A 13,212-nucleotide genomic window follows, 5' to 3' on the forward strand; every position below is an offset into this window, starting at 1 on the left:
CGCATGGCTGGCGAGAAGCTCGTCAAGTCGAAGCAGCGGGTCGCTGACCACGGCGAGGTGTTCACACCGCGCTGGCTGGTTGACGACATGCTCGACCTGGTCAAGCAGGAGACGGAGCGCATCGACTCGAGGTTCCTCGAGCCAGCGTGCGGCTCCGGCAACTTCCTGGTGCCGGCGCTGGAGCGCAAGCTCGCAGCGGTGCAGGTGAAACAGGGCAAGAGCGACTTCGAGAAACGCCACTACGCGCTGTTCGGACTGATGTGCATCTACGGCATCGAATTGCTGGAGGACAACGCGAGGGAGTGTCGCGAGAACCTGCTGGGTACTTTCGCCCGGTATCTGAAGCTCTCTCCGGAGGATGAGTGGTCGAGAGCGGCTGAGGCCGTGCTCGCCGCGAACATCGTGCAGGGGGATGCGCTCGCGATGACGACGGTCGCCGGCGAGCACATCACGTTCCCGGAGTGGAGCTACCTCGGGCGCGGCAAGTATCAGCGTCGGGATTTCCGCTACGACAGCCTGACGCAGCGTGCGTCTGTGCAGGGCACACTCTTTGACGCCTTCGATGAGCACGAGATCTTTACGCCGGTAAAGACGTACCCAGCGATGACGGTGAAGGAACTGGCGTCGTGAGTATCTCGGTCGCCGCCGAGGGTAAAGCCGCATTCGCGCTGCGCGGCCATAACCCGGACGTGCTCACGTGTATCGCGAACCTCTCCAACGACGAGGTTTTCACCCCACCCGAGCTGGCCAATCAGATGCTCGACACAGTTGAGCAGGCCTGGGCCGAGTCGAACGGTGGTGCATCGATCTGGGCAGATCCAAACGTGACGTTCCTCGATCCGTTTACAAAGTCAGGCGTCTTCCTTCGTGAGATCGTCTCGCGGCTTACGGTCGGCCTCGAGAGTGCCATCCCAGAGCTGAAGAGCCGCGTCGATCACATTCTCACGAAGCAAGTCTTCGGGATCGGGATCACCCAGCTCACCGCTCTGCTGGCGAGGCGCAGCGTGTACTGCTCGAAGGATGCCACGGGAAAGCACTCGATCGCGAAGGGCTTCGACCGTGACTGGGGCAACATCTGGTTCGAACGCACCGAGCACACCTGGGTCGGTGGCAGACCAAATCATGAGCTGCTCGACGCCGAGGGAAACCCGACGATGGTCGGGAGGAGATGCCGATTCTGCGGGGCGGCCGAATCTGAATACCTGCGCGACTCCGGACTGGAGTCCCACGCGTACGCATTTATACACACAGACGACATCAAGGCTCGGGTCGACGAGCTGTTCGGAGCCAACATGCAGTTCGACGTCATCATCGGGAATCCGCCGTACCAGCTGGACGACGGAGGATTCGGTTCAAGTGCTGCGCCGATCTACCAGCTATTCGTGGAGCAGGCGAAAACGCTTGGGCCACGCATGCTTTCCATGGTCGTCCCGGCCAGGTGGTATGCCGGTGGGAAAGGACTCAACGAATTCCGAGCGACGATGCTTCAAGACGCACGCATGCGTGTGCTGGACGACTATCCGAACACCGGAGATGTCTTTCCTGGCGTGAATAACCGAGGGGGCATTTGCACCTTCTTGTGGGATGCGAGCTACGACGGAGAAGTGCTGGTGCGAACGCATGAGGGCGGGGTCGTGACGTCCGAAGCATCGCGGTCATTGCTTGAGCCGGGAATGAACACGTTCATCCGCTATAACGAGGGTCTCGAGATACTCCGGAAGGTGATTGGGGTGGAAAGCGGCGAGACGCGATCGCCGACCTTACCTGATGATCGACGATTCTCAGCGTTGGTGAGTTCACGAAAGCCGTTTGGACTCCCAACGAACTTCCTGGGCCGTGAGGACTGGCTGGCTGGTGACCTCAAGGTATATCGCAATGGTGGGGTCTCATACACCACTCGTCAAGCGGTCACAGCAGGACACGATCTCGTGGACGAAGTCAAGTTGTTCGTCCCGTACGCGAGCCCTGGAAGTGATGAGTACCCGCACCTGGTCCTGTCTCGGCCTATCGTCGCTGGACCGGGTGAGATCGCCACAGAGACGTACCTGGCGATCGGTCCATTCGAAAATGAGTCTGAGGCACGACATGCCGCCGGATATATGGGGACGCAGTTCTTCCGCTTCATGCTGACTTTGCTGCGGATGTCGCAGCATGTCACGAGAAGCGTATATGCCTTCGCCCCGTTGCAGGACTTCAGCCGTGCATGGACGGACGACGACCTGGCAACGGAGTACGGGCTCACTGAACGTGACCGTTCGTTCATGGACCGATTCGTCAAACCTGTGGCTTGGAAGGGAGCGTACGAGTGAGCCGGGCTGAGGTCGAACTCCTCCCCGAGAAACCTGCGACGCGCCTGCGTATCTACGCGTACTCGATCGCCGATGATGCGCACGCCGGACTCCTCAAGATCGGCCAGACTACGCAGGACGTCAAGCTGCGCGTTTCCCAGCAACTCAAGACTGCTGCGATCGAAAACTACGAGATCGTCATCGACGAGCCGGCCGATCGCCCGGATGGATCGGTGTTCCGAGACTTCGATGTCCGCGAGCGGCTCAAGAAGAAGGGGTTCGACAACCCGATTCTCGAGTGGATGCGCTGCACAGTGGCGGACGTCCGCACCGCGATCGCCGAGCTTCGCGTCAACCAGGCGCTCGAAGGTACGCACCACCTCGACTTTCCACCGCGTCAAGAGCAGCAGGCGGCAATCGACAAGACCTACGCGTACTTCCAAGATCGTTGGTCTGAAGACGCTGACGCGGTCCCAGAGTTCCTCTGGAACGCGAAGATGCGCTTCGGTAAGACGTTCACGACCTACAAACTCGCGCAGAAACTCGGAGCCAAGCGGGTGCTGGTCGTCACCTTCAAGCCCGCGGTCGAAGACGCATGGGAAAGCGACCTCAAGACGCATGTCGACTTCGACGGCTGGCAGTACCTGTCCAGAGCAGCAGGGAGGGACCCGGCATCCGTCGACCCCGACCTTCCACTCGTCTTCTTCGGCTCATTCCAAGACCTCATGGGCAAAGACAAGGCCGGGAACTTCAAAGCGAAGCACAAATGGCTCACCGACGTCGCCTGGGATCTTGTCGTCTTCGACGAGTACCACTTCGGTGCCTGGCGAGACACAGCCAAGGAACTGTTCGAGGGCGAGGACGAAACCGCGAAGAAGAAGGCCACTGCGCAGGAGTTCGGCGCCGACCTCGAGACCTTCACCGAAGAGCGCGAAGTCAATGGCCTCGATGAGGACGCGATCGTCCCGATCAAGGCCCGTTCCTATCTCTATCTCTCGGGCACGCCCTTCAAAGTTCTCAACGAGGGACGTTTCATCGAGGAGCAGATCTACAACTGGACCTACACAGACGAGCAGCGGGCGAAAGCCGATTTCGCCCAGCAGCATCCGAATGAGCCGAACCCGTACGCGGCGCTGCCGGAGATGCGCCTGCTGACCTACCAGATGCCCGATGAGCTCATCGCGATAGCCAACCAGGGTGAATTCGACGAGTTCGACCTCAACGCGTTCTTCGAGGCGAAGGGCGTCGGAGCCGATGCGCAGTTCACTCACAAGAACGACGTGCAGAAGTGGCTCGACATCATCCGGGGCAACTACGCGCCTACTCAGGTCGATGCGCTGAAGACCGGCACGCGTCCGCCGTTTCCATACTCTGACGTGCGACTGCTTCCTTACATGCAGCATTCGCTTTGGATGCTGCCGAGCACCGCGGCCTGTGCCGCGATGGAGAATCTGCTCGCCGAGCCGCAGAATGCGTACTGGCGCGACTATCGCGTCGTGAATGTCTCGAAGCCGGGTGTGGGGGTTGGCCTTGCCGCGCTTCCGCCCGTGCGCGCGGCGATCGGCGCAGGGTTCGACACGAAGACCATCACGCTCACGGTCGGTAAGCTGACCACCGGTGTCACCGTCCCGCAGTGGTCGGCGATTCTGATGCTGCGCAATCTAAACGCCCCCGAGACATACTTCCAAGCTGCGTTTCGCGTCCAGTCGCCGTGGGTGATCCGCAACCCCAACGGAGATGACCCGCACGAAGAAGCGATTTTCAAGCCCGTCAGCTTCGTCTTCGACTTTGCGCCGACACGTGCACTCAGGCAGATCAGCGAGTACGGCCGCGGGCTTTCGCCTGAGACGCCGAATCCTGAGAAGGCAGTCGAGGAGCTGGTCAGCTTCCTGCCTGTCCTCGCCTACGACGGATCCAATATGACGCAGGTGGATGCGGCGGGCATCCTCGACATGGCCATGGCTGGCACCTCCGCGACGTTGCTTGCGCGCAAATGGGAGTCCGCCGTTCTCGTGAACGTGGACAACCAAACGCTGAAGAAGATCATGGGCTCGGATGCCGCCATGAACGCGGTCATGAACATCGAGGGCTTCCGTGCACTCGGCTCAAGCGTGTTCGAGACGGTGGTCAATAAGAGCGAGGCGGTGTCGAAGACCAAGAAGGAGAAGGGGGACGACATCACTCCGAGCGAGAAGAAGGAGTTGACCGCTGAGGAGAAGGAATACAAGTCCAAGCGGAAGCAGATCCAAGAGAAGCTCATCAAGTTTGCCACCCGCATACCCGCGTTCATGTACCTGACTGACTACCGCGAGCACACCCTTAAGGACGTGATCACCAAGATCGAGCCGGACTTGTTCCGAGCAGTCACCGGACTCACTGTGGCCGATTTCGAGCTCCTCGTCTCCCTTGGCGTCTTCAACGCCAGCCACATGAACCAGGCGGTATTCGCATTCCGGCGCTACGAGGACGCGTCGTTGTCGTACACCGGGCTCGAATCGCATGAAGGACTGAGGCGGTACGGCTTGTTCGACACTGTCGTGGCCGTCGAGAACTGATATGGCGCTCCTGCTGATTCACTCAGTGCGCACGGTGACGGCTGGTCGACTCGAGCCCGTCGGAGCGTGGCGTATCAGCGAGGAGGCGTATGAGAGCTTCTACCCGGATCAGAACACACAATTCGAGAAACGCGGACGCAAGGCGCTGTTCGAACGGCCCATGGAGTCGTTGCTGCAATGGGCGGAGTGGAAGGCGCACAGCTCGCCGAACTGGCGCGTCTGGACGCCGAATTCAGTCGGGGATTCCCTCGCGCTCGACTATCCAGAACGCGAACTGTCGACGTTGCAGACCGTTTTCGAGTCCGCTCACGCAGCCTTCGTTGAACAGCTGAACTCGTCCGGAGCGCAGCCCGTGCGGAGCGACGTCGCGACGATGCCGGCCGATGTGACAGGCCAGACCACGTCCATCGACTACGAAGCGCGCGCGATCAACGTGCACTCGTGGTGGTTGGCAGCGGAGTTCGCTCGTCGACACCCGGAACTGCTCGTGTACGAGATGCATCCGGGTGGTGGCATGTACGACATGCTGGCCGTCGCCTCACCAGAGCAGTTCTCGCCAGGTGTGTCACTTCCGCCTGCCCGGGTAATGCTCAACCGGGTCGGGTCACTGCAAGTGCATTCGGGTAATGAGCAGGTGGTTGTCGCTCATTGGAAGCATCTTGTCGACCCGGCTCATCGCTGGGAGGTCCTGAAGCAACTGGAATGGCACGTCGACTTGCCCCAACCCGAGAAGACCCCGGCGTCGACGCCTCGTACCCTGACATACCGCTTTCTGGCAGCTGCGCTCGAGTTCTGCCACTACCATCGACTGTCGTGGGATGTGCGGAGCGAGTTCTTCGACACCGCCGGATACGGTGAGAACCCTGATCACCTCCGTCACTTTCCATCCGCGATCGACCATCTCATGCACCTTCCGCGTCTCGGAATCCATGGCGAACCGCAGAGTCACTTCTGGACGTTACTGCGCGAGCAGGAAGCGATAGGGACAGTCTCAATCGATGGGACATTGCATCTGCGCGACGGGAAGTCCTTGAACCTGATCGATCAGTACCAGAAGCATGGGCGGCGACTTCGGTGGATGACCGCATCATTGTTGCGGGATTGGCTCTGACTGGCCGCTGAAGTCGCTACTCCTCGTAGAACTCAATGTCGGTGGCCCCTGTGACTATGAAGTATGGCAACTTTCACCGACGTCGCGGCGCTGATCCCCACCTTGCGTGGGCAGCTCATCGACGGCGGTGATGCGGATCGCGCGCGGGCATGGATGATGCTGATGTCGGATGCTGACGTTGTGCGCGTTCTGGAAGAGACTGCCGCGCTGGTGCAGCAGGTCGAGCAGATCCAGGTGGCGGCGGCCGGGGTGATCGCGCTGCGGTCGAAGCGAGAGCAGGGGCACTCCGGCCTGTCGGCGTCACGCGGGCATCGGTCGGCGGCAGCGTTTGTGCAGGACGTCACGGGTTCGACGAAGTCGGATGCTGCTCGCAAGGTGCGGGTGGGAGAAGCGTTGCTCGATGACGACGCTGCGGCTTCGCAACAGGAGGGGCCCGCTGACGCATTGCAGGATGAGCGCCCGTCGGCGGCTCCGTGGTACCAGCCGCTTCGCGATGCGCTTCGAGACAACTGCTTGACGTCGGCGCAGTTCGATGCGATCCGACGTGGGCTGGGAGAGCCGTTCGAGGTGGATGGCGGAGAACTGGCTGCCGCCGAGCTGGTACAGGCGCAGCGTGAGGTCTGTGACGCCTGGGCGCAGGCGGCCGAGCAGCTCATCGGCGAAGCGAGTGAGCGGACGGTCGAGGAGCTCTGGCAGCAGGCGCGCACGATCCGCGACCTGCTCGACCCCACCGGCGCCGAAGACCGGTTCCTCGAGCGGTTCGAGAAGCGGTCGTTCCGCACGTACCGCGGGCAGGACGGGCAGAAGCGCGCGAGCATGGTGCTCGACGATGACGGCGACCTGTTTCTGGAGACCATGCTGGCGTCGGCATTGCGCCCTCGCCGCGGTGGGCCGCGATTCGTCGACTCCGACGAGAAGGAGCAGGCCCGCTCCCTCGCCGACGACCCGCGCACCAACGACCAACTGGCCTATGACCTCCTCATGGATGTGCTGCGTGCCGGCGCGCTCGCCGACGCGGAGAGCGTGTTCGGCACGCGGCAGGCAGGCGTACGCCTCGTTCAGACGGTGGATGCTGACGGGAACCGCGCACCGGTGGCGCATAGCGAAGACAACCTGATCTCAGTTCCCGCCGCGGCGGTCGATCAGCGGCTCTGCGAGAGCGGATTCGTGCCCCTCACAATCGACGCGTGCGGGAAACCGCTGGACGTCGGCCGGGAACACCGACTGTTCACCCCGAGACAGCGCATCGCCCTCGCCATCCGTGATGGCGGATGCCGCTGGCGAGGCTGCGACAGACCCGCCTCCTACTGCGAAGCACATCACATCGACGAATGGGCCCGAGATCTGGGCAGAACGGACATCGACCGAGGCATCCTGCTCTGCCGCTATCACCACATGACTCTCCATCACGGCGGGTGGCGCATCATCCGCGAGGGCGACGGCGACCTCATGCTCCAGTATCCATCGGGGGAGAGGTCTGCCCTACGAGCACGGACCGTCCTCACCTACGCCTTCGGCGACATCGACCCGCCCCCGAAGAGATTCAGACCCGCGGCGTGACAGGTGCCCGAAGACTCCCGCGCCGCTCACGCGCGCGGCGCGAGCACCAGCAGGTCGCCCACCTCGCACTCCAGCGCGTCGCAGATCGCCCGCAGCGTGGAGTAGCGGATCGCCCGCGCCCGATCGTTCTTCAGCACCGACAGATTGACGATGCTGACACCCACCCGCGCGCTCAACTCAGTCAGCGTCATGTTCCGCTCGGCGAGCAGCTCATCCAGACGGCAGTGGATGCCGGTGAGCTCGTCGTCCGAGTCCGCGGGAGTCATACCAACCCCTCCGTCTCGCGCTGCAGTACCGCGCCGTACCGGAAGATCGCCGACAGTGCGAACAGACCGACCGCCACAGCGAACGGCCACAGCGGGATGCTGAGACTGAACGGCGGCAGCAGATCGTCGGACCACTCCAGGCTCCGTGCCGCCATCGTCATGGCGATCTGCTGCACCAGCTCGCCCAGCGCGCCCGCGACCATCACGATGATCGCGACAACCCCGAACGTACGCGAGACGCTGCGATGGAACGGCTCACGCGCACCTGCGCGGCGGGTCGCGTTGTAGATCGCCCACGCGATCGCTCCGGATGCCAGCACGGACAGCACCCTGCCCAGACACAGCACGAGGCGCGGCGCGAGCGGCGCGTTCGACAGCCAGGTTCCGCACAAAGCCGTCTCGGCAAGATTCGCTACGTCGTCATCGAAGGGGCACACCGGGCTGAGCACCTGATCCTGCACCTGGGTCACCCACTGAGCGACGTCGCCCTCCAGCGACATGCTGTTCGGGTCGAGGGCGCTGAACACCGGCAGCACCACACCAGCGCAGCACAGCCCCAAGAAGACGCACGACGCGTTCCGCGTCACATCCAGCGCCAGTGTCGTGCTGCCGTGCCGCCGCGCCCGCGCGATCGAGAATCCGACAACCAGGCCGGCGATCACCAGCACCAGCGCGAGCATCGACAGCCCCGAGAACAAGTCATCCGAAGTCAGCTGCATCACACCAATCCTTCCGTGTCGCGCTGCATACGCACGCCGTCAGCGATGAGCAACCCGACGATCGCGATGATGACGCCGAGAAGCACCAGCGTCATATCCACGCGATCGAGCACCCACAATGGATCCCACAGCGGCAGCGCGATCACCTCCGGACTATCGGGAGTCAGCGTTCCGTCGAATCCGGCGGACACCTCATAGCCGAGCTCGCGCACGGCGGCATCCACGGCCCAGGCCTGCAGCTGTGGCGCAATTGCACCGACGAGAATCGCCAGAACGCCGACCGAGCCGAGCCCCCACGCCAGCATCCGCGCGAACGGCCTGCCGCGCAGCATCCGCACCGCCAGCATCACCGTCAGCACACCGCCGCCCACGACGACGAGAATGCCGAGACCCTCCGCGGCAGCCTGCAGCACACGCGGCAACAGCAGCGTCTGATCGCTGACGATGACGATCCCGCTGTAGTCGACCCGGTCGACGTCACTCGGGTCAGATATCCGGATCGACGGCTCGCGCCCCGTCAGCAGGTCGCTGTGGCCGTTCCAATATCCGGTGAAGTATCCGGTGATTCTCGGCACGGCGCTGATCGCCGAACCGAGCAGCAGCAGCGCGCCGAGCGCCAGCGCGACGATCAGCGCGCCACTTCGCGCGGCGTAACCATTCGTGTCCATCACACCAGACCCTCCGTGTCGCGCTGCATCCGTGTCCCCGTCGCGAACGCCATCGCGATCAGCGCGAGCGCGAAGCCCCACCCGATCGGCGCCAGGTCGAGATCCATCGAGAACGCAGCGAACGTGTCGTAGATCGCCGGGTCGTCGGATGCCAGCGAATCAGTGATCATCGCGCGGCCCACCGCGCCGGACAACTGCCCGAACAGGCCGCCTGCGGTGACGAGGCACGCGGTGATGCCGATGGTCGTCGACATGGTTCCGCGGAACGGCCGTCCGCGGATCAGCGAGACGCCCAGCCACCACGCCACCGCGCACACGCCGATGGTCGCGAGAGCCGGCAGGGCGCCCTCGAGCAGCAGCATCCACCGCGCACCCGCCGAGAGAGACGAGAAGGTGACGTCGGCGTGCGAGTAGTCGGCGGATCGGATGCCATCCACCCCGGCCAACGCCGAAACGGCCTCCCCGGAGACGGGCATCCGCACCGTCACGGCGGCGCCGAACACCTCGAATGCGCCCTTGATCACGGCGACCAGCGCCGCGACCGCGATGCTGACGGCGCCGGTGGCGATCAGGCCGAGCCCGAAGCCGTCGGCCCGCGACGGCCTGTGGTTCATGCTCATGTTCTTCTCCATATCGATATTCGTTGTTATCGCTAGTCGTTAACATAACGACAGTCGATATACGCGTCAAGGGGTGGGGCTCGGGCGCCCCGACCGGCGGAAAGCAACCCCACTATGCCGACGGCGAACACGGCCGATCAGGCACCTTGCGGTCGTTACTCTCGATGTACAAGGCATCACAGCCGCTTCGCCCCGTGCGAAAAGGAGTCACAGCATGTTCGAGAGATTCACGGACCGCGCCCGTCGTGTCGTCGTCCTCGCCCAAGAAGAGGCGAAGATGCTCAACCACAACTACATCGGCACCGAGCACATCCTGCTCGGCCTCATCCACGAGGGTGAGGGCGTCGCAGCGAAGGCGCTCGAAAGCCTCGGCATCTCTCTCGACGCCGTGCGCGAGCAGGTGCAGGACATCATCGGCCAGGGGCAGCAGCAGCCGTCCGGCCACATCCCCTTCACGCCGCGCGCCAAGAAGGTGCTCGAGCTGAGCCTGCGCGAGGCACTGCAGCTCGGCCACAACTACATCGGCACCGAGCACATCCTGCTCGGCCTCATCCGCGAGGGCGAGGGTGTCGCAGCGCAGGTGCTCGTCAAGCTCGGCGCCGACCTGAACAAGGTCCGCCAACAGGTCATCCAGCTGCTCTCCGGCGCACCCGGGCGCGAGACCGCGTCCGTCGGCGCCCAGGCGAACGACGGCCCCGCGGCCGCGCAGGGCGGCTCGCAGGTGCTCGACCAGTTCGGTCGCAACCTCACCCAGGCTGCGCGCGACGGCAAGCTCGACCCCGTCATCGGCCGCGAGAAGGAGGCGGAGCGGGTCATGCAGATCCTCTCCCGCCGCTCCAAGAACAACCCCGTCCTGATCGGCGAGCCCGGTGTCGGCAAGACCGCCGTCGTCGAGGGGCTCGCCCAGGCGATCGTCAAGGGCAACGTCCCCGAGACGCTCAAGGACAAGCAGCTCTACTCACTTGACCTCGGCTCGCTCATCGCCGGCTCCCGCTACCGCGGAGACTTCGAGGAGCGCCTGAAGAAGGTCACCAAGGAGATCCGCACCCGCGGCGACATCATCGTCTTCATCGACGAGATCCACACCCTCGTCGGTGCGGGCGCAGCCGAGGGCGCGATCGACGCCGCCAGCATCCTCAAGCCGCTGCTCGCACGCGGCGAGCTGCAGACGATCGGCGCCACCACCCTCGACGAGTACCGCAAGTACTTCGAGAAGGATGCCGCGCTCGAGCGCCGCTTCCAGCCGGTGCAGGTGAACGAGCCGACGCTGCCGCACGCGATCAACATCCTCAAGGGGCTGCGCGACCGCTATGAGGCGCACCACAAGGTGCAGATCACCGACGGCGCCATCGTCGCCGCGGCGAACCTCGCCGACCGCTACGTCTCCGACCGCTTCCTGCCGGACAAGGCCATCGACCTGATCGACGAGGCCGGCGCGCGCCTGCGCCTCAGCATCCTCTCCTCCCCGCCCGAGCTGCGCGAGTTCGACGAGCGCATCGCGAAGGTGCGGCAGGACAAGGAGGCCGCGAGCGAAGAGCAGGACTTCGAGAAGGCCGCGGCTCTCCGCGACCAGGAGAAGGAGCTGCTTGGCGAGCGTCTGCGCCTCGAGAAGCAGTGGCGCTCGGGCGACGTGGCCACCCAGGCCGTCGTCGACGAGGGCCTGATCGCCGAGGTGCTGGCTCAGGCCACGGGCATCCCGGTCTTCAAGCTCACCGAAGAGGAGTCCTCGCGCCTGGTCTTCATGGAGAAGGCGCTGCACCAGCGCGTCATCGGGCAGGAAGAGGCCATCGCCGCGCTCAGCCGCACGATCCGCCGCCAGCGCGCCGGCCTCAAGGACCCGAAGCGCCCCTCCGGCTCGTTCATCTTCGCCGGCCCCACCGGTGTCGGAAAGACCGAGCTCGCAAAGGCGCTCGCCGAGTTCCTGTTCGACGACGAAGCGGCGCTCATCTCGCTCGACATGAGCGAGTTCGGCGAGAAGCACACCGTCTCGCGGCTGTTCGGCGCCCCTCCCGGGTTCGTCGGCTTCGAAGAGGGCGGACAGCTCACCGAGAAGGTGCGTCGCAAGCCGTTCTCGGTCGTGCTCTTCGACGAGATCGAGAAGGCGCACCCGGACATCTTCAACTCGCTGCTGCAGATCCTCGAAGAGGGCCGCCTGACCGACGGTCAGGGCCGCATCGTCGACTTCAAGAACACCGTAATCATCATGACGACCAACCTCGGCTCGTCGGCGATCGCCGGTGGCCCGGTCGGCTTCCAGATCGAGGGCAACTCGCAGACTACGTACGAGCGGATGAAGGGCAAGGTCGACGAAGAGCTCAAGCGCCACTTCAAGCCCGAGTTCCTCAACCGCCTCGACGACATCATCGTCTTCCCGCAGCTGAACAAGGACGAACTTCGCCAGATCGTCGGCCTGTTCACCAAGCAGCTGGGCGAGCGTCTGCTCGACCGCGACATGACGGTGGAGCTGTCGGACTCTGCGAAGGACAAGCTCATCGAGATCGGCTTCGATCCCGCACTCGGCGCCCGTCCCCTTCGTCGCGCCATGCAGCGCGAGATCGAGGACCAGCTCTCGGAGCGCATCCTGCACGGCCAGCTCAACACGGGCGACCACGTGAAGGTCGACGTCGTCGACGGCAAGTTCGACTTCGAGCACGCGCCGCGCGGCGAGAAGGTGTCTGTGGGCGTGAACACCGGCGGTGGCGGCATCTCGGCGACGCCAGATCTCGCAGCCACCGGCAACGACTGACGCGCGATCCCCACGGGCCCGGATGCTTCGGCATCCGGGCCCGTTTTCGTCGCCGTGCGGTGTCGGATCACGGACGACGTCGGATGCTGACGGCGTGTCGAACCGCCGACACGCCGTCCCCAGCGGCGGGCGTCAGTAATCCGGCACACATGAGCTCGTTCTACGCTGGAACCGTGACCGAGTACACCGTCCGCGCAGCACGCAGCACCGACATCACCGGCATCCATGCACTGCTGGAGCCGCTGGTCGAGCGACGCATCCTGCTCGGCAAGGACCTCGCCGTGCTCTACGGGGCGGTGCAGGAGTTCGTGGTCGCCGAGAGCGAGGGACAGCTGATCGCGTGCGGGGCGCTGCACGTCATGTGGGAGGACCTCGGCGAGGTGCGCACCCTGCTCGTGCGCGACGACTTCCTCCGCCACGGGGTCGGCAAGGCGATCGTCGACGAGCTGGAGATCCGCGCCCGAGAGCTGGGACTGTCGCGCCTGTTCTGCCTGACCTTCGAGACGGCGTTCTTCACTCGCCGCGGCTACGCGCCGATCGGCGAGCAGGTCGTCGACGCTGACGTGTACTCTCAGCTGCTGCGCAGCGGTGACGCGGGTGTCGAGGAATTCCTCGATCTCGCGCATGTGAAGCCGAACACGCTCGGCAACACCAGGATGATCAAGCACCTCAATTAGCC

At 64.1% G+C, this 13,212-nt stretch carries 11 protein-coding genes; 7 read left to right on the top strand and 4 right to left on the bottom strand.

Annotation, left to right across the window (positions count from 1 at the left end):
- Positions 1-3 precede the first annotated feature (3 nt).
- The 5 genes from ACQUSX_RS12170 (at position 4) to ACQUSX_RS12190 (ending at position 7,514) form a co-directional block, all read left to right on the top strand.
- The gene (locus tag ACQUSX_RS12170) at positions 4-630 is read left to right on the top strand and encodes an N-6 DNA methylase (RefSeq protein WP_428907178.1); all 627 of its coding nucleotides are present in this window, start codon (positions 4-6) and stop codon (positions 628-630) included.
- Positions 627-2,309 carry an Eco57I restriction-modification methylase domain-containing protein gene (locus ACQUSX_RS12175; protein ID WP_428907179.1) on the top strand — a complete coding sequence of 561 codons (1,683 nt, stop codon included), beginning with the start codon at positions 627-629 and terminating at the stop codon, positions 2,307-2,309. Before ACQUSX_RS12170 ends, ACQUSX_RS12175 begins: the two co-directional genes overlap by 4 nt.
- Positions 2,306-4,843 carry a GIY-YIG nuclease family protein gene (locus ACQUSX_RS12180; RefSeq protein ID WP_428907180.1) on the top strand — a complete coding sequence of 846 codons (2,538 nt, stop codon included), beginning with the start codon at positions 2,306-2,308 and terminating at the stop codon, positions 4,841-4,843. The genes ACQUSX_RS12175 and ACQUSX_RS12180 overlap by 4 nt, the downstream gene beginning before the upstream one ends.
- A 1-nt stretch (position 4,844) precedes the next feature.
- A complete protein-coding gene (locus ACQUSX_RS12185) occupies positions 4,845-5,954 on the top strand; it encodes a TY-Chap2 family putative peptide chaperone (RefSeq protein ID WP_428907181.1) in 1,110 nt (369 codons plus the stop codon).
- A gap of 63 nt (positions 5,955-6,017) precedes the next feature.
- The gene (locus ACQUSX_RS12190; protein WP_428907182.1) at positions 6,018-7,514 is read left to right on the top strand and encodes an HNH endonuclease signature motif containing protein; all 1,497 of its coding nucleotides are present in this window, start codon (positions 6,018-6,020) and stop codon (positions 7,512-7,514) included.
- A 26-nt stretch (positions 7,515-7,540) separates the two neighbouring features.
- On the opposite strand, the gene ACQUSX_RS12195 is transcribed toward ACQUSX_RS12190, so the two are convergent.
- Genes ACQUSX_RS12195 through ACQUSX_RS12210 form a run of 4 tightly spaced genes read right to left on the bottom strand, consistent with a single transcriptional unit; the run spans position 7,541 to position 9,787 of the window.
- Entirely contained in the window at positions 7,541-7,780 is a 240-nt protein-coding gene (locus ACQUSX_RS12195) for a helix-turn-helix domain-containing protein (protein ID WP_428907183.1), read from the bottom strand.
- The gene (locus ACQUSX_RS12200) at positions 7,777-8,499 is read right to left on the bottom strand and encodes a hypothetical protein (RefSeq protein WP_428907184.1); all 723 of its coding nucleotides are present in this window, start codon (positions 8,497-8,499) and stop codon (positions 7,777-7,779) included. Before ACQUSX_RS12200 ends, ACQUSX_RS12195 begins: the two co-directional genes overlap by 4 nt.
- A complete protein-coding gene (locus tag ACQUSX_RS12205) occupies positions 8,499-9,167 on the bottom strand; it encodes a hypothetical protein (protein ID WP_428907185.1) in 669 nt (222 codons plus the stop codon). Before ACQUSX_RS12205 ends, ACQUSX_RS12200 begins: the two co-directional genes overlap by 1 nt.
- Positions 9,167-9,787, bottom strand: a complete 621-nt coding sequence (locus ACQUSX_RS12210; RefSeq protein ID WP_428907186.1) for a hypothetical protein — start codon at positions 9,785-9,787, stop codon at positions 9,167-9,169. The genes ACQUSX_RS12205 and ACQUSX_RS12210 overlap by 1 nt, the downstream gene beginning before the upstream one ends.
- A 214-nt stretch (positions 9,788-10,001) precedes the next feature.
- Between ACQUSX_RS12210 and ACQUSX_RS12215 the strand changes: the two genes are divergently transcribed.
- Together ACQUSX_RS12215 and ACQUSX_RS12220 are read left to right on the top strand one after the other, a co-directional pair.
- Entirely contained in the window at positions 10,002-12,533 is a 2,532-nt protein-coding gene (locus ACQUSX_RS12215) for an ATP-dependent Clp protease ATP-binding subunit (RefSeq protein ID WP_428907187.1), read from the top strand.
- A gap of 173 nt (positions 12,534-12,706) precedes the next feature.
- Positions 12,707-13,210: an amino-acid N-acetyltransferase gene (locus ACQUSX_RS12220; RefSeq protein WP_428907188.1), complete on the top strand. Its 504-nt coding sequence runs from the start codon at positions 12,707-12,709 to the stop codon at positions 13,208-13,210.
- Positions 13,211-13,212 lie beyond the last annotated feature (2 nt).

This window comes from Microbacterium alcoholitolerans (genome assembly GCF_050408615.1).
In the GTDB taxonomy this organism is placed as follows: Bacteria; Actinomycetota; Actinomycetes; order Actinomycetales; family Microbacteriaceae; genus Microbacterium.

Bases quoted from the DNA above. Each gene is read 5' to 3' on its own strand.
- ACQUSX_RS12195 (WP_428907183.1), bottom strand. From the start codon at position 7,780: ATGACTCCCGCGGACTCGGACGACGAGCTCACCGGCATCCACTGCCGT.
- ACQUSX_RS12205 (WP_428907185.1), bottom strand. From the start codon at position 9,167: ATGGACACGAATGGTTACGCCGCGCGAAGTGGCGCGCTGATCGTCGCG.
- ACQUSX_RS12210 (WP_428907186.1), bottom strand. From the start codon at position 9,787: ATGAGCATGAACCACAGGCCGTCGCGGGCCGACGGCTTCGGGCTCGGC.
- ACQUSX_RS12200 (WP_428907184.1), bottom strand. From the start codon at position 8,499: ATGCAGCTGACTTCGGATGACTTGTTCTCGGGGCTGTCGATGCTCGCG.
- ACQUSX_RS12170 (WP_428907178.1), top strand. From the start codon at position 4: ATGGCTGGCGAGAAGCTCGTCAAGTCGAAGCAGCGGGTCGCTGACCAC.
- ACQUSX_RS12215 (WP_428907187.1), top strand. From the start codon at position 10,002: ATGTTCGAGAGATTCACGGACCGCGCCCGTCGTGTCGTCGTCCTCGCC.
- ACQUSX_RS12185 (WP_428907181.1), top strand. From the start codon at position 4,845: ATGGCGCTCCTGCTGATTCACTCAGTGCGCACGGTGACGGCTGGTCGA.
- ACQUSX_RS12190 (WP_428907182.1), top strand. From the start codon at position 6,018: ATGGCAACTTTCACCGACGTCGCGGCGCTGATCCCCACCTTGCGTGGG.